General features: G+C 54.9%; 14 protein-coding genes. 8 read left to right on the forward strand and 6 right to left on the reverse strand.

Going from position 1 to position 16,213, the window contains the following annotated elements; all coding sequences use genetic code 11:
• Positions 1-48 precede the first annotated feature (48 nt).
• The 3 genes from PW844_RS02440 to PW844_RS02450 all read right to left on the reverse strand — a co-directional run bounded on the left by PW844_RS02440 (position 49) and on the right by PW844_RS02450 (position 4,393).
• The gene (locus PW844_RS02440) at positions 49-2,487 is read right to left on the reverse strand and encodes a DUF3772 domain-containing protein (protein WP_299446673.1); all 2,439 of its coding nucleotides are present in this window, start codon (positions 2,485-2,487) and stop codon (positions 49-51) included.
• A gap of 173 nt (positions 2,488-2,660) precedes the next feature.
• The gene (gene pbpG, locus PW844_RS02445) at positions 2,661-3,611 is read right to left on the reverse strand and encodes a D-alanyl-D-alanine endopeptidase (RefSeq protein ID WP_299446675.1); all 951 of its coding nucleotides are present in this window, start codon (positions 3,609-3,611) and stop codon (positions 2,661-2,663) included.
• A gap of 194 nt (positions 3,612-3,805) precedes the next feature.
• Positions 3,806-4,393, reverse strand: coding sequence for a Yip1 family protein (locus tag PW844_RS02450; RefSeq protein WP_084878368.1), 588 nt, complete (start codon positions 4,391-4,393; stop codon positions 3,806-3,808).
• 166 nt (positions 4,394-4,559) lie between these two features.
• Between PW844_RS02450 and PW844_RS02455 the strand changes: the two genes are divergently transcribed.
• Positions 4,560-5,135, forward strand: coding sequence for a DedA family protein (locus tag PW844_RS02455; RefSeq protein WP_299446680.1), 576 nt, complete (start codon positions 4,560-4,562; stop codon positions 5,133-5,135).
• On the opposite strand, the gene PW844_RS02460 is transcribed toward PW844_RS02455, so the two are convergent.
• Entirely contained in the window at positions 5,132-5,911 is a 780-nt protein-coding gene (locus PW844_RS02460) for an SDR family oxidoreductase (protein WP_208714400.1), read from the reverse strand. The genes PW844_RS02455 and PW844_RS02460 overlap by 4 nt on opposite strands.
• Before the next feature lie 118 nt (positions 5,912-6,029).
• Here PW844_RS02460 and PW844_RS02465 point away from each other — a divergent pair, with 118 nt between their 5' ends.
• Both PW844_RS02465 and PW844_RS02470 read left to right on the forward strand, forming a co-directional pair.
• Positions 6,030-7,844, forward strand: coding sequence for a glycoside hydrolase family 15 protein (locus PW844_RS02465; RefSeq protein WP_299446683.1), 1,815 nt, complete (start codon positions 6,030-6,032; stop codon positions 7,842-7,844).
• 186 nt (positions 7,845-8,030) lie between these two features.
• Positions 8,031-9,095: a L,D-transpeptidase family protein gene (locus PW844_RS02470; protein WP_299446686.1), complete on the forward strand. Its 1,065-nt coding sequence runs from the start codon at positions 8,031-8,033 to the stop codon at positions 9,093-9,095.
• 132 nt (positions 9,096-9,227) lie between these two features.
• Here PW844_RS02470 and PW844_RS02475 read toward each other — a convergent pair whose 3' ends face one another.
• Positions 9,228-10,250: a CorA family divalent cation transporter gene (locus tag PW844_RS02475; RefSeq protein WP_299446689.1), complete on the reverse strand. Its 1,023-nt coding sequence runs from the start codon at positions 10,248-10,250 to the stop codon at positions 9,228-9,230.
• Positions 10,251-10,414: 164 nt separating this feature from the next.
• On the opposite strand from PW844_RS02475, the gene PW844_RS02480 reads away from it, so the two are divergent.
• Entirely contained in the window at positions 10,415-12,022 is a 1,608-nt protein-coding gene (locus PW844_RS02480) for an inorganic phosphate transporter (RefSeq protein ID WP_299446692.1), read from the forward strand.
• A gap of 12 nt (positions 12,023-12,034) precedes the next feature.
• On the forward strand, positions 12,035-12,952 hold the full coding sequence (ppk2, locus tag PW844_RS02485; protein ID WP_299446695.1) for a polyphosphate kinase 2: 918 nt from the start codon (positions 12,035-12,037) through the stop codon (positions 12,950-12,952).
• On the opposite strand, the gene PW844_RS02490 is transcribed toward ppk2, so the two are convergent.
• Positions 12,949-14,154: an MFS transporter gene (locus tag PW844_RS02490; protein ID WP_299446698.1), complete on the reverse strand. Its 1,206-nt coding sequence runs from the start codon at positions 14,152-14,154 to the stop codon at positions 12,949-12,951. The two genes, ppk2 and PW844_RS02490, sit on opposite strands and share 4 nt — an antisense overlap.
• Positions 14,155-14,474: 320 nt before the next feature.
• Here PW844_RS02490 and PW844_RS02495 point away from each other — a divergent pair, with 320 nt between their 5' ends.
• From PW844_RS02495 to PW844_RS02505, 3 genes are read left to right on the forward strand one after another with little or no spacing between them, the layout of a single operon-like run.
• Positions 14,475-14,930 (forward strand): type VI secretion system tube protein Hcp, encoded by a 456-nt coding sequence (locus PW844_RS02495; RefSeq protein WP_299446701.1) that lies wholly within the window; start codon positions 14,475-14,477, stop codon positions 14,928-14,930.
• Between the two features lie 12 nt (positions 14,931-14,942).
• Positions 14,943-15,728: a DUF3289 family protein gene (locus PW844_RS02500; protein ID WP_299446704.1), complete on the forward strand. Its 786-nt coding sequence runs from the start codon at positions 14,943-14,945 to the stop codon at positions 15,726-15,728.
• The gene (locus PW844_RS02505) at positions 15,712-16,200 is read left to right on the forward strand and encodes a DUF943 family protein (protein WP_299446707.1); all 489 of its coding nucleotides are present in this window, start codon (positions 15,712-15,714) and stop codon (positions 16,198-16,200) included. The genes PW844_RS02500 and PW844_RS02505 overlap by 17 nt, the downstream gene beginning before the upstream one ends.
• Positions 16,201-16,213: the final 13 nt, after the last annotated feature.

A 16,213-nucleotide genomic window follows, 5' to 3' on the forward strand; every position in this document is an offset into this window, starting at 1 on the left:
AATGGCCACCCTACGGGATTGTAAGGTCGGGATTCATCCCGACCAGGGTTAAGACAACGGTTCGCTATCACCTGCGGCGGCCTGCTGCGCGCGGCGTTCGATGATCATCGTCTGCGGCGTTGACAGCACAATGCCCTCTTTGCGCAGACGCGTGAGAATATCGAACAGCAAATCACTTTTGGCACCGGAGATCTGACGCTGGCTGGCAACGTTACCGGTTACGCTCAGCACGATTCCATTAGGTGACAGCTCCTTAAACGACACCGACGGCGCGGGCGATTCCAGGATGCGCTCATTCTCCTCATAGACTTCCAGCAGCAGTTCCCGTACCCGCACCGGATCAATATCCAGCGGGAAGGTCAGCGGAATGGTGACCACGCCCTGCGCGTTACCCATGGTAGCGTTGCGCACGTTTTGTGAGATGAATTGCGAGTTTGGCACAATCACCGTCGACTTATCGCTGAGCTGGATCTCAGTGGCGCGCACATTGATGCGGCGGATATCCCCTTCAATGCCGCTGATGGTCACCAGATCGCCCACTTTAACCGGACGCTCGGTCAGCAGAATCAGGCCGGAGATAAAGTTTTTCACTATCTCCTGCAAGCCAAAACCGATACCTACCGACAAGGCGCTGACGATCCACGCCAGTTTGTTCCATTGCAGGCCCATAATCGACAGCGTCAGCAGGATAATCAGTACATAACCGACATTGCTGAACAGCGTCACCAGCGACACGCGCATGCCGGCGTCCATGGTGGTCTTCGGCAGGAACTCTTTATCCAGCCAACGGCGCACCGCGCGCAGCACGTAAATGCCCACCACCAGACACAGAATGGCGTTGACCAGATGAGCAGGAACAATGTTCAGCGACTCCAGCCCTTTACCACCCCAGAACTCAATGACTTTCTGGATCAGTTCAATCGGTGTCGACGAAGCAAAGGTACCGTTAAGCAACGCCAGGGCGACAATGCCAATCAGCGCAGTTTTACCCAGCGCACCGAGCAACGTGGCCGCCTGTTGCAGGTGACGCTCATCAATATTGAGTGAACTCTGAATACGTTTGCCACTGCTGTTTTGCGTCGAAAACAGCGTGTCACAACCGTCGGTGATCAGCTGGCTGAGGAAATAGAACGAACCAAACAGAATTCCACACCAGATCAATTCATAGCTGAGGAAACGCGCCAGTGCGACATAGCCAATAACCAGGAATACCAGGATGGCGAGCGCCGTCAGCGTCAGCCCCATCTGAATCAGGCCTACCAGGGTGGAACGTGCTTCCGGCGGGTTACCCGCCTGCACCATACGGCGACGCACCCGGTTGGTACGCATGCTGATCGCCAGTCCGGTACCACCAATCAGCAGCGCCGTCAGGCCGTTAGCAAAGATGGTGGTATTGAGGCTGGTGCCCACGCTGTAGTTGAATGACTCAACCGTCTGGAAAATAAACACCAGCGCTGCGGTGATCGGCGGGAAGGGTTTCAGCGCCTGCGCCACTTCATTCGAGATGCTGGGTAAACGCCAGCTGGGACGACGCGTTGACAGGAAAGCCCGTCCTAAGCCAGCAATCAGGCCGCAGTAAACGCTGAGCTGTACCAGGCGCAAGATAAAATCCTGCACATCAGCCGACACTTCATCACGGCGGGCAAACGCCAGCGCAAAGAAGTTGAAGGTCAACACCACTGCCGCCAGGGTAGTCAGCGCAATGGCGGTGGCGAGGAAGCTCCGACGCAGACGCCCTTCCGGCATTTTGTGGATACTCACCCACGCGAGAAACTCTTCACCGTAACGACGACCGAGGGTCATGACCAGCATCGCGGCGATCAGCCAGCTAATGGTGCCGAAGCGCCAGCCTGGTTCCCATGACAGCGCAGCGGTATCCTGCAATTCACTCAGGAAGTCGCTGATTTTCTCGCCATCGAGATCCTGAGTGCTGACCAGCGGTGACCAGAAACGCGGGCCGAAAATACTGCCGGAATTCAGCGCCAGCTGACTTTTCAACTGGTCACGGCGCAGGTTAACGATTTGCGACGACAACACCAGCGCACCGTTTTTGATGCCTTCCGCCTGCTTGATTTGATCGTCCAGCTTACTTTTCTGACTCTCAAGCGTGCTGCGCTTACGCGTCACTTCCGGCGTTTCTTTCACACCACTATCGGGCTTCGGTGCCGGACCAAGTACCGCCAGCTGGGCATCCAATTGCTGACGCTGAGGAATCAACGCCTGTCCGAGCGTATCGGCATTGCCGGAGAGTTCCAGCGCCATCTCGTTGAGTTGGTTGAGCTGGTTTTCATTGGTATTTCCCGACACCTGACCTTTTATCTTGTCGAGAATTTTCTGCATTTTAGGCAGCTCGACCGAGGCGTTAACCTTCGGCGTCGTATCCTCTTGCGCAGGCGCGGCAGCACTGTCATCAGCCAGTGCCATCGCCGGTACGGCCAGGGCCATTAACAGCAGGAAAGGAGCAAACAGAGATCGAAACGTAAACATAAGAGTGAGATTCCAGCGCAATAACAGTCTGCAGACGCATCTGATTGTGAGTCTGTGGCGGCTAGTGTAGGCCTTTGGCAATCGTGAAACTATAGGAATGAATGCGTAAAACATGGGTCATAACGATAAGATTTTTTGCAGATGCCACCCGGTCGGATGGCATCTGCGACAGATTATTCGACGTTCTGTCCCTGAGCGCCGTTGCTCGCGGTTTGGGAGGCTTTCTGTTTTTTATACGCCAGCGCCGCCGCCGGTACTGGTGCGGCTTTGCCGGTTTCCAGCCAGTCGCGCAGACGATTGGCATCCGCGAAGTGGGTGTATTTGCCAAAGGCATCCAGCACCACCAGCGCAACCGGGCGATTGTTAATAAAGGTGCGCATCACCAGGCAGTGGCCCGCTTCGTCGGTATAACCGGTTTTGGTGAGCTGAATACGCCAGTCATTTTTGTACACCAGGTGGTTGGTGTTACGGAACGGCAGCGCATAGTTCGGATGTTTAAACACCGCGGTATCTTCTTTGGTGGTACTCAGTTCACCAATCAACGGATACTGACGCGTGGCTTTTACCAGCTTGATCAAATCTTCCGCGCTGGAAACGTTTTGAATCGAGAGCCCTGTCGGTTCCACATAGCGGGTATGGGTCATGCCAAGGGAGCGTGCTTTGGCATTCATCGCGCGGATAAAGGCATCGTAGCCACCCGGATAGTGGTGCGCCAGGCTGGCAGCAGCACGGTTTTCCGATGACATCAGCGCCAGCAACAGCATGTTACGACGGCTGATTTCGCTGTTCAGCTTGACGCGGGAAAACACGCCGCGCATCTCCGGGGTATGGCTGATATCAACCGACAGCATTTCATCCAGCGGTTGTTTGGCATCCAGCACCACCATCGCCGTCATCAGCTTGGTGAGTGAGGCGATCGGACGGACGCGATCGGGATGGCTGGAATACAGCACTTTGCCGCTATCCAGATCGACAATCATCGCACTGCCAGAGGCAATTTGCGGTTGTGCGACAGGTGCCAGATTTGACAGCGCAGCAGGCGCGGCCAGAACAGGTGTAGTCACTGCCGGTGCGCCGATCATCAGCGCCAGCGACAGTAAAGGAATACGCATTTTTACAGACATCGTGTCAAAAAAATCCGGTGAGGAGTTTTGTGCTGTGCTATCGCACAGGCCGCGCGCATCAGGCCAGATGGAATGCGGGCTGGCGACAGCATAATACGTGGTTCTCTGCGAAATTTCCTGGAGAGATTGTTTCCGGGCGTTAAAAATCAGGATGGGATCAAAAAGGGCGGCACAAGGCCGCCCAGGTATGCAAGTCAGAACAACTTCGGTCCGTAGCCCCACAGAATCACGGTTAACGCCAGCAGCACTTCAAACACCAGCACCCCAATCGCCAGCGTCGAGCCGGAGAAACGCAGGCTCTCTTCTTTATCGATATTGAGGAATACCGGGATACCGACGAATAACAGATAGCCGGTGTACACCAGCGCCAGCGTCCCTACCAGCAGGCAGAGCCAGACCAGCGGATAAAGCGCCACCAGGCCGCTCATAAACAGCGGTGTCGCTACATAGCCCGCAAACACGGTACAACGCTGGATGCTGGGGCGTTGCGGATAATTACGCGCCATCCAGTGGATAACACGTCCCATTACCGCCACCCCACCGAGGATGACGAGATAAAACAGAATGCCGAGACCAATACCGGTCAGCATGTTGAGTTGTACAAATTGCCCCTCGCCCAGATTCCAGCCCAACTGTGTGGTGCCGATAAAGGCGCAGATCACCGGGATCGCCGCCATTAGCAGAACATGGTGGGTGTAATGGTGCGAGACGCTCTCGTTTTCCTGCTTGATGTCGCGCATTTCCTGATTAGGATGCGCGATAAGTCCCCAGACATGATTCATAAAATCACTCCTCTGATGCGACGGGCTGCCCCCAACGCTCAGGCTGACCAGCGCAGGCAGCTTCACTTCAAGTATAATCGGCGCTGTCGTTTTTGCGGCAAGCGGCACAAAAAATCACCTGCGGGTGTAGACTGTTACAAGGGTTGATAACAACAGGGAGGACGATTTGCATCTTGATATCAACGGATTAATTAGCCAGTACGGCTACCTGGCGCTGCTGATTGGCTGTATCGCCGAAGGGGAAACCTTTACCCTGCTGGGGGGGGTGGCAGCTCATGAAGGCTTGTTGCACTTCGGCGGCGTGGTATTGGCCGCGATGGGGGGCGGCATTATCGGTGACCAGCTGCTGTTCTGGCTCGGCCGTCGTTTTGGCACCCGTATCCTGCGCCGTTTTAAAAAGCATCAGGACACCATCCACAAAGCCAGCCACCTGATTCAGCGTCACCCCAGCCTGTTTGTGATTGGCGTGCGTTTTATGTACGGTTTCCGCATTGTCGGGCCGATTATCATCGGCACCAGCCGTCTGAAACCCCTGCGCTTTCTGGTGCTGAATGTGATTGGGGCCGCGCTCTGGGCGCTGATCTTTGTCACCCTTGGCTATTTTGCCGGGGAGATCATCACCCCGTGGCTACATAAACTCGATCAGCATTTCAAACATCTGTTGTGGCTGGTGGCGGCGGTGGGATTTGCCATCCTGTTGCGCTACGTCATCCGTCGCTGGAACCGCCGCCGTGTCGATTAATTGTGATACCCCTTAAACTGCGGATTCGCCAGCATAAAGCCACCATCGACAATAAACGATTGTCCGGTAGTGTAGGTGGCCCATTCCGAGCACAGCCAGGCCACTAAACTCGCCACTTCGCGCGTGTCTCCCGGTCGCCCGATGGGGATTTCTGGCATGCGCGTACTGCGCGCCTCCTCGTTCCGCAGGTGATTCATCGGTGTCGCTATCGCGCCCGGTGCCACCGCGTTGACCAGGATATGGTGCGGTAGCAGGCTGAGGGCCATCGATTTGGTCAGGCCGCCAAGGGCATGTTTTGCTGCGGTGTAGGCCGCCGCATCGGGCAATGGCGTGTGTTCATGCACCGAGGTGATGTTGATGATGCGCCCCCCATTACCCTGATCCACCATATAGCGGGCGGCAATCTGACCACAGACAAACGCCCCGTCGACGTCGACACTGAAAACCTTGCGCCAGTCTTCAAAGGTGACATCGAGAAAATCCGCTTTGGTCATCACCCCAGCGTTGTTAACCAGCACATCAATCCGTCCGAGCGATGCAATCAGCTGCACCAGCTGCTGCCCACCGGCCTGGGGATCGGAAAGATCCAGCTGCCGTACCTGTGCCTGCTGACCACGGCTTTCAACCTGCCGCGCGGTCTCATGCGCCCCCTCTTCGTCCGAACGCCAGGTGATACCGAGGGTATAGCCCGCCTCGGCCAGCATGAGTGCACAGCTGCGCCCAATGCCTGAATCGGAAGCGGTCACCACCGCCACTTTCTGTTTTACCAGCGCCATCATGTTCTCCTTTTTGTCGGGTGTCTCCTCAGTATAGAAGTTATCCTTCTGTGCCTCGCCGCAGCCATAAATACCGCTTCGGCTATAGTTAACAACGGAATAGCGTAAAGGAGGCAGGATGAGCGAGATCAAACGCAAAATTGATGACCACGGCGTAATTGGCGATTTACGTACCTGTGCTCTGGTCGCCAGCGATGGCACCATCGACTATCTGTGCTGGCCGGAACTCGATAGCCCGTCCGTGTTTAGCGCCCTGCTCGACAGCGACGAAGCGGGTCTGTTTTCGCTGGCACCGCAGTGGAAAAATGCGCGCCAGCAGCAACTCTATCTGCCTGATACCAATATCCTGCAAACCCGTTGGCTCGGCGATGAGGGCGTGGCGGAGATCACCGATTACATGCCGATCTGCGACGACAGCAGCAAGCTGCCGCGCGTGGTACGCCGGGTGAAAATGGTACGCGGTTCCGCGCGTTTCAAATTGCTGTGCTCACCACGCCACGATTACGCCCGTGCAGAAATCCGGACCGAAGTACGCCCCGGTGGTATCGCCTTCCATGCCGAAGGCCAGCCTTCGCTGCGTCTGAGCGCCAGCGTAGTGATGACGCGGGAAACCCACGCGGCCACCGCCGATTTCACCTTACAGGCGGGCGAGCACGCCGAATTTGTGTTTGGCAGCGATGAAGATCCGCATCTGGACAAGATTGCCACCGAGCACTGCTTCCGTGACACCCTGCACTACTGGCGGCGCTGGAGCCGCCACAGCTCCTATCGCGGACGCTGGCAGGAGATGGTGACGCGTTCCGCGCTGGCGCTGAAAATGCTGACCTCCCACCAGCATGGTTCAATTGCCGCTGCCGCCACCTTTGGCCTGCCGGAAGAACTGGGCGGTGAGCGCAACTGGGATTATCGCGCCTCCTGGATCCGTGATGCGTCATTCAGCATGTATGCCCTGATGCGCCTCGGTTACGTCGAAGAAGCGAAACACTTTACCCACTGGGTAGGCCGCTGTGTTGAACATAGCCATGACGACAGATCGCATTTGCAGGTGATGTATCGCCTGGACAGCAGCACCGAACTGCACGAAACCGAGCTGCTGAATCTCTCCGGCTATGCCAACTCGCGCCCGGTGCGCATCGGCAACGATGCCTGGCGGCAGACGCAGCTGGACATTTATGGCGAACTGATGGATGCCATCTATCTCGCCAACAAATATGGCGAGGCGATTTCCCAGCGCGGCTGGCAGCATGTGGTCAACATGATCAATTACGTGTGCGATCACTGGCAGCAACCCGATGCTGGGATCTGGGAGATGCGCGGCGAGCCGGAGCATTTTCTCCATTCGCGTCTGATGTGCTGGGTGGCGCTGGATCGCGCTTTACGCCTTGGCCTGAAACGTTCACTGCCCATGCCCTACGAGCGCTGGGATCGGGAACGCAGCGCCATCCGCGCCGATATCTGGCAAAACTTCTGGAACCCGGCGCTGGGCCACTTTACCGCCACGCGTGGAGGCCGCTTTCTTGATGCGTCGATGCTGCTGATGCCGCTGGTACGTTTTGTCGGTGCCACCGATCCCGACTGGATCGCGACTCTGGATGCCATCAAAGTCCAGCTGGTGAGCGACGGACTGGTACGGCGCTACAACATCAGCGAAACGCCCGCCGATGCATTGAAGGGTGGCGAAGGTTCTTTTGCCGCTTGTTCGTTCTGGTATGTGGAGTGTCTGGCGCGCGCGGGACGGGTGCACGAAGCGCATTTCGAGTTTGAAAAGTTGCTGAGCTATGCCAATCCGCTGGGGTTGTATGCCGAGGAATTCACCCCGCACGGCATGGCGCTGGGCAATATGCCACAGGCGCTGACCCATCTGGCGCTGATCAGCGCGGCGTTCTTTCTCAACCGCAAACTCAGCGGGGAAGTGACGCTATGGCAGCCCTGAATGCAGGCCAGCGAAAAATAACACAGAAGGGTTATTACAGCTTTTTACGTAAAGTATCATCAACCTGTTAAAATCGTGATTCCCATCACCGCTTCTATGCACATATAATGCGCAGCGGGTCAATAAGACCAAGATGGGTTCGACACACTGACATGCCTGAAACACGGCTATAACGACTTGAAAAACATGAAAAAGAGCATTCGCGCGTTCGCTTCACTCGCCCTCGTACTGGCGGCGTTCAGCCAGTCGGCCTTTGCGGTGGTTTATCCGCTACCGCCTGCTAACAGCCGTCTGATCGGCGAAAACATCCAAATCACCGTGCCTCAGGACAGCAGACTTCCGCTGGAAGCCTTTGCGGCGCAATACCAGATGGGCCTCAGCAACATGCTGGAAGCCAATCCGGGTGTTGACGTCTATCTGCCGAAAGCCGGTACTAACATGGTGATCCCGCAGCAGCTGATTCTGCCTGACGCTCCGCGCGAAGGTATTGTGATCAACAGTGCTGAAATGCGTCTTTATTACTATCCGAAAGGCACCAAAACCGTGGTAGTGCTGCCAATCGGTATCGGTGAGCTGGGTAAAGATACCCCGATCAACTGGACCACCAGCGTACAGCGCAAAAAAGCAGGCCCGACCTGGACACCGACCAAAGCGATGCACGCCGAATACGCGTCACGTGGTGAAATTATCCCTGAAGTGTTCCCGGCAGGCCCGGATAACCCGATGGGCCTCTACGCGCTGTACATCGGTCGCCTGTATGCCGTCCACGGCACCAACGCCAACTTTGGTATCGGCCTGCGCGTCAGCCACGGTTGCGTGCGCCTGCGTGCGGATGACATCAAATGGCTGTTCGACAACGTGCCAGTCGGTACGCGCGTACAGTTTGTTGACCAGCCGGTGAAAGCCTCCGTCGAGCCAGACGGTTCACGCTACATCGAGGTTCACAACCCGCTGTCAACCACTGAAGAACAGTTCAACTCGCGCGAAATCGTGCCGATCACCCTGACTGCTGCGGTGACCAAAGTGATTGCCGATGCCAGCACCAATCAGGATGCAGTGAACAACGCGATCCAGGCCCGTAGCGGCATGCCGACCAAAATTAATGGTCCGGCAGGTGAAGCGCAGCCTGCACCGATCCCGGTACAGGAAACGCCAGACGCGATGCCGAAAGAGGAGCCGATGACGCCGCAGGGCGCCGTGATCCCGACTCCGGCTGCGGCCAATACCGCCACTGCCAATAATAATTCTTAATCCTGACGGATAAGATCAAGCCAGCCTGCGGGCTGGCTTTTTTTTGCCCGCTGCCAAAAAACGCGCGATAAATCGCGCCGCTACGGTTGTGTGCGGTCTGTAGCGGCGCGATTTATCGCGCAAATCCTGCTATCACCGCGGCCGTCGCAGCGCCAGCCAGCCGGCCACCAGGGTAAATGCCAGCACCACCAGCACCAGCAGCAAAAAACCGTGCGGATTACTCGCCAGCGGGATACCGCCGACATTCATACCAAAGAATCCCGCCACGATATTGATTGGCAGCGCCAGTACGGTAATCACCGTCAGCAAAAACAGCGTGCGGTTGCTCTGCTCCATCAAACGGGCGGCAATCTCCTCCTGCAACAGGCGAATACGCTCCATCAGGCTGGCGAGATCGTTTAACGCCACGCTGAACTCTTCGGTAAAAATTCGCAGCTCGCTCAACTGCTCCCGCTTCAGCCAACCCGGTGGCCGGTTGAGCAAACGAAACAATGCCGCCGGTTCCGGTGCCAGCAAGCGCTGAATACGCAGCAACATCCGCCGCAGACGTCCCAGCTCGCTGCGGTTGGCTTTGATCGCCGGACTGAGCAGACGTTCTTCTATGGCATCCACCGCCGCGCTGGAACGGCGCACCACTTGCTCCAGCTGTGCCTCCTGTTCGCCCAGCAACCACAGCAGCAGCGCATCAGGCTGGCGGAACTGCAAGCGATCCAGTTGCTGGTGCATACGTTCAATCATCCCCACCGGCCGGTAACGCGCGCTGACAATAATCTGCTCACGACACCAGATCCACAGGGTGGCGTTCTGCGCACTGCGCTCTTCCTTGCTAAAAGTCACATCATTGAGTACCGCCAGCAGCGCATCATTTTGCTGTGCCAGCCGGGTGCGAGGCGAGGCGGAATGGATCTCATCGAAGAAATCGCTGTCTACTGCAAAATGGACCTGAACCCAGCGCTCAGCCCGGGCGTGGTTAAGGTTGATATGCAGCCAGAGAAAGTGGGCTTCCGGTAACGTCTGACGTGCCAGTTGCGCCGCTTCGCGTGCACTGAGTCGCTGGGGTGGCAGGTCAGGGGTGAACAGGTAACCATGAATCAGCCCGGCCACTTCATTATTGAAGTCGGGCAACGTAGTGAGCGGCAGAACAGGCTGGAGCATAGCGATCAAAAAATCCGGCTGCGGACAGACCCACAGCCTGCGTCAGCAATATGACAGAACGATGACAGCCAGCCCGCGACATCATCATTCTGTCATACAAAGCAGGTATCACACTGCGGGTAACGGTTGCCATTCGGCACCGTCATCCACCATCGGGGTGTGTTATGAGTGATAACAGTTTACCTGCATCAGCGTCATCAGGCGCTGGACGCCCGAATCTGCATCAACGCGGCGGTCGTTTTTCCCGCTCGCTGTTTCTGCTGCTGGTGCTCGCCGGTCTGGCTTTCACCGCCGTCAACCTGTTTAACGATGTTTCCGATACCGGCGCGCCGGTCACAAGTTATACCCCTTTTCTGCTGCTTGGGCTGGCGCTGCTGATCGCCCTTGGATTTGAGTTCGTCAATGGCTTTCACGATACTGCCAACGCGGTGGCTACAGTGATTTATACCCATTCGCTCACACCTGGCGTGGCGGTGGTCTGGTCCGGTTTATGTAACTTTCTTGGCGTACTGCTCTCCAGCGGCGTGGTGGCGTTCGGCATTATCTCGCTGCTGCCGGTGGAGCTGATTTTGCAGGCCGGGAGCGGCAACGGCTTTGCCATGGTATATGCGCTGTTGTTCTCAGCGATTATCTGGAACCTCGGCACCTGGTATTTTGGCCTGCCCTCTTCCTCCTCGCATACGCTGATTGGTTCGATTATCGGCGTCGGCGTGGCCAATGCCCTGCTGCATGGCCGCAGTGGCACCAGCGGTGTTGACTGGGATCAGGCGCTGAAAGTCGGCTACTCGCTGTTGCTGTCACCCGTTGTCGGTTTTCTCTGTGCCGCCCTGCTGATGCTGGCGATGAAGGCGTTAATTCGTAACCGTCAGCTGTATGAAGCGCCGAAGAATGACCAGCCGCCGCCGGTCTGGATTCGTGGCTTGCTGATCCTCACCTGCACTGGCGTGTCCTTTGCTCACGGCTCAAATGATGGGCAGAAAGGCATGGGGCTGATTATGCTGATTCTGGTCGGCACTATGCCCATCGCCTACGCCCTGAACCGGTCGCTGCCGCCTGATCAGATCCCACGCGTCGCTGCTTTAACTCAGGTAACCGAGCAACAACTTCTGTCCCTGCAACCGACGCCCGCGACCATGCCAGCACCGCGTGACGTGCTGACCGAGTTTGTGCGCACCGGACAATCGCGCCCGCAGGTACTTCCGGCGCTGGGCATGATGCTGGGAGATATTGGCGATCAAATCCGGCGCTACGGTTCGATGGAAAACATCCCGGCGCAGGCGGTCACCAACACGCGTAATGACATGTATCTGGCATCCGAGTCCATCAAGCATCTGCAAACCGCCAAAGTCGCGCTGCCGGAAGAGACCGAGCGCAATCTGACGGCGGTGAAACGTGAGCTGGACAGTGCCACCCGCTTTATCCCGATGTGGGTGAAAGTGGTGGTCGCCATCGCGTTGGGTCTCGGCACCATGGTGGGCTGGCGGCGCATTGTGGTGACGGTGGGCGAACGTATTGGCAAAACTCACCTCAACTACGCCCAGGGGGCCAGCGCCGAACTGGTGGCGATGGCGACTATCGGGGCTGCCGACGGCTTTGGTCTGCCGGTTTCCACCACCCATGTGCTCTCGTCAGGCGTGGCGGGCACCATGGCGGCCAACCGTTCGGGCTTACAGCTCGCAACCCTGCGCAACCTGGCGATCGCCTGGGTGCTGACGCTGCCGGTTTCTATTCTTCTTTCGGGCTTGCTTTACGCCCTGTTTATCCATCTTTAACGGTGACTGGATATGGCCACACACGACAATACTTTTCAAAGCGAGACCTTCCACCAACGCCTGCTCCAGGAGTTCTACGATAGCTACGACGAAGAACTCGAAATGGAACTGGACGACCTGCGTTTTGGCGACGGCCAGCCACAGGCCGATGACGAAAAGACCTGGCGACGCCAGTATTTCCGCGAACTGCTGCATTTGCAGGGCGAACTGGTGAAGATGCAGGATTGGGTGATGCGCACCGGGCATCGCATGGTGATTCTATTTGAAGGACGCGATGCTGCCGGTAAAGGCGGGGTGATTAAACGCATCACCCAGCGCCTTAATCCGCGCACCTGCCGGGTCGCGGCGCTGCCTGCCCCAAACGATCGTGAGAAAACCCAATGGTATTTTCAGCGCTATATCGCCCATCTGCCTGCCGCGGGTGAAATGGTGCTGTTCGACCGCAGCTGGTACAACCGTGCCGGGGTGGAGCGCGTGATGGGTTTTTGCAACGATGATGAAGTCGAAGAGTTTTATCGCAGCGTGCCGGAGTTTGAAAAAATGCTGACACGCAGCGGGATTCAGATCGTCAAATACTGGTTTTCCATCACCGATGAGGAGCAGGAGCTGCGCTTCCTCAGCCGTATTCACGATCCGCTAAAGCAATGGAAACTCAGCCCGATGGATCTGGAGAGCCGCCGCCGCTGGGAAGAATATACCGAGGCGAAAGAAGAGATGCTGGCACGTACCCACATCGACGAAGCGCCGTGGTGGGTGGTACAGGGTGTGGATAAGAAGCGTGCTCGTCTCAATTGCATTAGCCATCTGCTGCAACAGGTGCCTTACGAAGAAAGCGAGCAAAAGGCGATTGTGTTACCGGTGCGCGAGCGTCATGAAGACTATCGTCGGGCACCGGTGCCGGATCATATGATCGTACCGGAAAAGTATTAACCCGAAGTTGGCACGGTCGTGCGGCGACCGTGCTGCTGTTGCAGACGGAGCGTAATCAGAAATGCGCCGAGCACCATCAGCGCTGCCGCCAGGTAGACCGATTGCATCCCCCAGTGACTGATCAGCAACCCCGCCACCGGGCCGGTCAACCCCAGTCCCAAATCCAGAAAGGCGGAATAGGTGCCGAGCGCCGACCCCTGATCCTGCTGCTGCACCCGTTTGACCGCCTCCACCCCCAGCGCCGGGAAGATCAGCGAGAAGCCTGCCCCGGTGAGGAAAGCCCCCAGATCCACCAGCCAGGCACTGTCTGCCTGCCAGATCAACAGCAGACCGGCACATTCCAGTACAAAGGAGACCAGCGACACTTTCAGGCCACCGAAACGCGTGATGTAACGGCCAAAGCCAAGACGCACAATGACAAAGCCGAGGCTGAACACCGTCAGCGCAAAGGCTGCCCCGCTCCAGTCACGGCTGGCAAAATAAAGGGTGATAAAGGTGGAGATCACCCCAAAGCCGATAGTGCCGAAACCGAGCGCCAGACCGAACAACCATACGCGGCTGACCACGCGATGGAACGGAATACGCACGCCCGCCGTCACGCTGACCGGAGGTTTTTGATACGCCAGCACAAAACCTACGATGCCCATCAGCACCACCAGACCGGCAAAACCGCTGATACCAAACCATTGATTCAGCAGCACACCGAGCGGCGCACCAATCGCCATAGCAAAATAGGTGGCGACCCCGTTCCAGGAAATCACCCGCGCCGTCTGCAACGGCCCGACAATATTCATTCCCCACAGCGTCGAACCGGTGCTGCTGAAGCTCTCCCCGACGCCGAGAAACACCCGTCCCAGTGCCAGCAGCAGCAGGCTAAGCACCGGCAGGTCACGGCATAACGCGGCGACAATCGACAGCACACCACTCATGCCACAGCAAATCAAGCCAAGCATCACCACACGTTTCGGACCAAAGCGATCCGCCAGGCGACCAGAATGCGGACGGCTCATCAGGGTGGCGAAATACTGAACGCTGATGATCAACCCCGCCATAAAGGAGCTGAAACCGAGCTGGTTATGCACAAATCCCGGCAGCACCGCCAGCGGCAGCCCCACGGAGAGATAGCAAAAAAAGGTGAAAATCAGGACGGAGACAATACGTTTATTTAACTGAGCATTACTCAGTACGGCGGCGTCAGACATGAGCGGTGGCGTAGCGTAACTGGGTGAAGTTGAAGCACTACTATACCCTTAGCCTGCTAATGGGTCGCGCTTTTTTTACCCTGGATTAACCAGTGGTTACTGTTTCCATTTGATAGAAACAGTCGCTGCGCTCTGACGAGTTAATCGAACGATGAATTACCCTCACTTAGCCAAACATGCAAGTTGCTGAGCTAAAGTGTGGCTCATCTCATAAAAACAAAATCCTCCTCCTTCCGGCGATAAAAAAATCCATCCTCCGTGTTATTGTCACCATGAGAAACAAATGGACATTCGTACTTATGCGACATGGAAGGGTAAATATGAACAGTTTATTTTTAAAAGTAGAGGGTGTTGCTGGTGAATCAAAAGATGCATCCCATCCAGGTTGGATCGACATAAAGAATTACAGCTGGGGTGCATGGCGTTCCGGTAATGGTCCGGGGATGGGAAATTACCGGAATCTTATCGTACATACACAAATCGATAAAGCGACACCCGCATTGATTCTGATGACAACCAACGGAAAAAAAATACGCAAAGTTGAGATGTCTGCCTGCAAAGCCGGTTTTAATCAGGCCGAGTATTATCGCATCACTCTGGAAAATGTTCTGGTCTTTGAAGCCCAGCTTCGGGATGACAGCCACACGACCCATGTTGAGTATGAGTTTCAGGCCGACATCGTCAAAATTCAATATTGGGAACAAACATCGGCAGGAATTAAGGGCGCTGAAACCCGTTCTGGCTGGAATATTAAGGAAAACAGGTCAGAATTTTAACAGGGAAGTTAAATGATGGAAATGCTAAGCAGCCCCATCGGACTGTTCAGTTCGAGAAATAAGCGCAATGATTATCGCGCTGACGATATGTTTTGCGGAGATTTAACCACCGAAGATTGCATCAAAAAATATAATCTGCGGGATATTTCTGTTCATCTGAACCCTTATACTCGTCAGCGGATCGGTGCACTCGCTAACACCCCACTACCAAAAGATGAAGTGAATCGGATTCTGTTTAATGAGTTTAGGGAGTTGTCAAAATTATATGCATTTTACGGACCTTATAAGGAAATAATCATTAGGTTGATTGATCATATGCAGGAGAACAGCGGCAGACCCTATGAATCATCACTGTTAAACTCAGCGTTTCGGGAGTTGATTTTGGATGAGCAGGGAGAAAAAAGCATGTACCAGGCAATAAAAAAAGAATTAGTTGATAATTTTCGCGACCTCAACCGTCAAAGAATTAATAGTTTAAAGGGAGAAATTATGGACAGAAGGATGCCAATGTTTGCCAGAAAAATTGACGCATTTAATGGCATGGGCATCAGTATTCATCAAATACACTCAGTCAACATCACATTAGAGTCAGTCAAAATTTCCGCTCAGCGTTTCAATGCAATATTAAAATTCAGAGCTCAGGACCACTTTGGTCTTGATGAAAGAGACATAATCCATCCATTCTATAAGCAATTTAGAATATTCAGAATTTGGTTTATATTACAGCGCCATAGAGATTATGCGTTTAAACCGTTCCTTACCAATATGGATGCCACTATTCATGTTAATGAACAGTAAGAAAAAGAAAACCCTCCTCTGTACAGCGTTGCTTTTTTGTGTTTATAAATTCGTACAGCCATTTTTTCTGACACCCGTAATAATCGACAGCTTTTACGTTGAGGGCGTTCTGAGAATCATTATTAAAAACCCACCACCTACAGCTAAAACCTTCGTTTCATGGTGGATGAAAAATAAAGACTCAACCCTAAAAAAACACGCCATTTCTGAAATTAAGCAATTGAGATATATAGTATTTATTGATTATGGAGAAGGATTTGTTGAACTTCCTGGCACTGAAAACTTTTTTACCGGAGCAAGCGATAACGACTATTTCTGTTTTGATGAAATTAAAAATAAGAAAAATTGTTTATATCGAGATTTCCCTTTGAGAATTCATATTGAAAAACAACAATATCGTATAATATATCAGGGTGATAAAAATTATCTTATTGATTTAAAATCAGAAAAAATCGAAAGGGATGATAAGTAACCTCCCCCCTTTA

This window comes from Pantoea sp. (genome assembly GCF_028283705.1).
Taxonomy (GTDB): Bacteria; Pseudomonadota; Gammaproteobacteria; order Enterobacterales; family Enterobacteriaceae; genus Pantoea.

What these genes read in the sequence shown, in the direction of transcription:
- PW844_RS02460 (WP_208714400.1), bottom strand. Translation starts at nt 5,911, where the DNA reads ATGGCGCTGGTAAAACAGAAAGTGGCGGTGGTGACCGCTTCCGATTCA.
- PW844_RS02500 (WP_299446704.1), top strand. Translation starts at nt 14,943, where the DNA reads ATGATGGAAATGCTAAGCAGCCCCATCGGACTGTTCAGTTCGAGAAAT.
- PW844_RS02470 (WP_299446686.1), top strand. Translation starts at nt 8,031, where the DNA reads ATGAAAAAGAGCATTCGCGCGTTCGCTTCACTCGCCCTCGTACTGGCG.
- ppk2 (WP_299446695.1), top strand. Translation starts at nt 12,035, where the DNA reads ATGGCCACACACGACAATACTTTTCAAAGCGAGACCTTCCACCAACGC.
- PW844_RS02490 (WP_299446698.1), bottom strand. Translation starts at nt 14,154, where the DNA reads ATGTCTGACGCCGCCGTACTGAGTAATGCTCAGTTAAATAAACGTATT.
- pbpG (WP_299446675.1), bottom strand. Translation starts at nt 3,611, where the DNA reads ATGTCTGTAAAAATGCGTATTCCTTTACTGTCGCTGGCGCTGATGATC.
- PW844_RS02475 (WP_299446689.1), bottom strand. Translation starts at nt 10,250, where the DNA reads ATGCTCCAGCCTGTTCTGCCGCTCACTACGTTGCCCGACTTCAATAAT.
- PW844_RS02505 (WP_299446707.1), top strand. Translation starts at nt 15,712, where the DNA reads ATGTTAATGAACAGTAAGAAAAAGAAAACCCTCCTCTGTACAGCGTTG.
- PW844_RS02480 (WP_299446692.1), top strand. Translation starts at nt 10,415, where the DNA reads ATGAGTGATAACAGTTTACCTGCATCAGCGTCATCAGGCGCTGGACGC.
- PW844_RS02440 (WP_299446673.1), bottom strand. Translation starts at nt 2,487, where the DNA reads ATGTTTACGTTTCGATCTCTGTTTGCTCCTTTCCTGCTGTTAATGGCC.
- PW844_RS02495 (WP_299446701.1), top strand. Translation starts at nt 14,475, where the DNA reads ATGAACAGTTTATTTTTAAAAGTAGAGGGTGTTGCTGGTGAATCAAAA.
- PW844_RS02465 (WP_299446683.1), top strand. Translation starts at nt 6,030, where the DNA reads ATGAGCGAGATCAAACGCAAAATTGATGACCACGGCGTAATTGGCGAT.
- PW844_RS02450 (WP_084878368.1), bottom strand. Translation starts at nt 4,393, where the DNA reads ATGAATCATGTCTGGGGACTTATCGCGCATCCTAATCAGGAAATGCGC.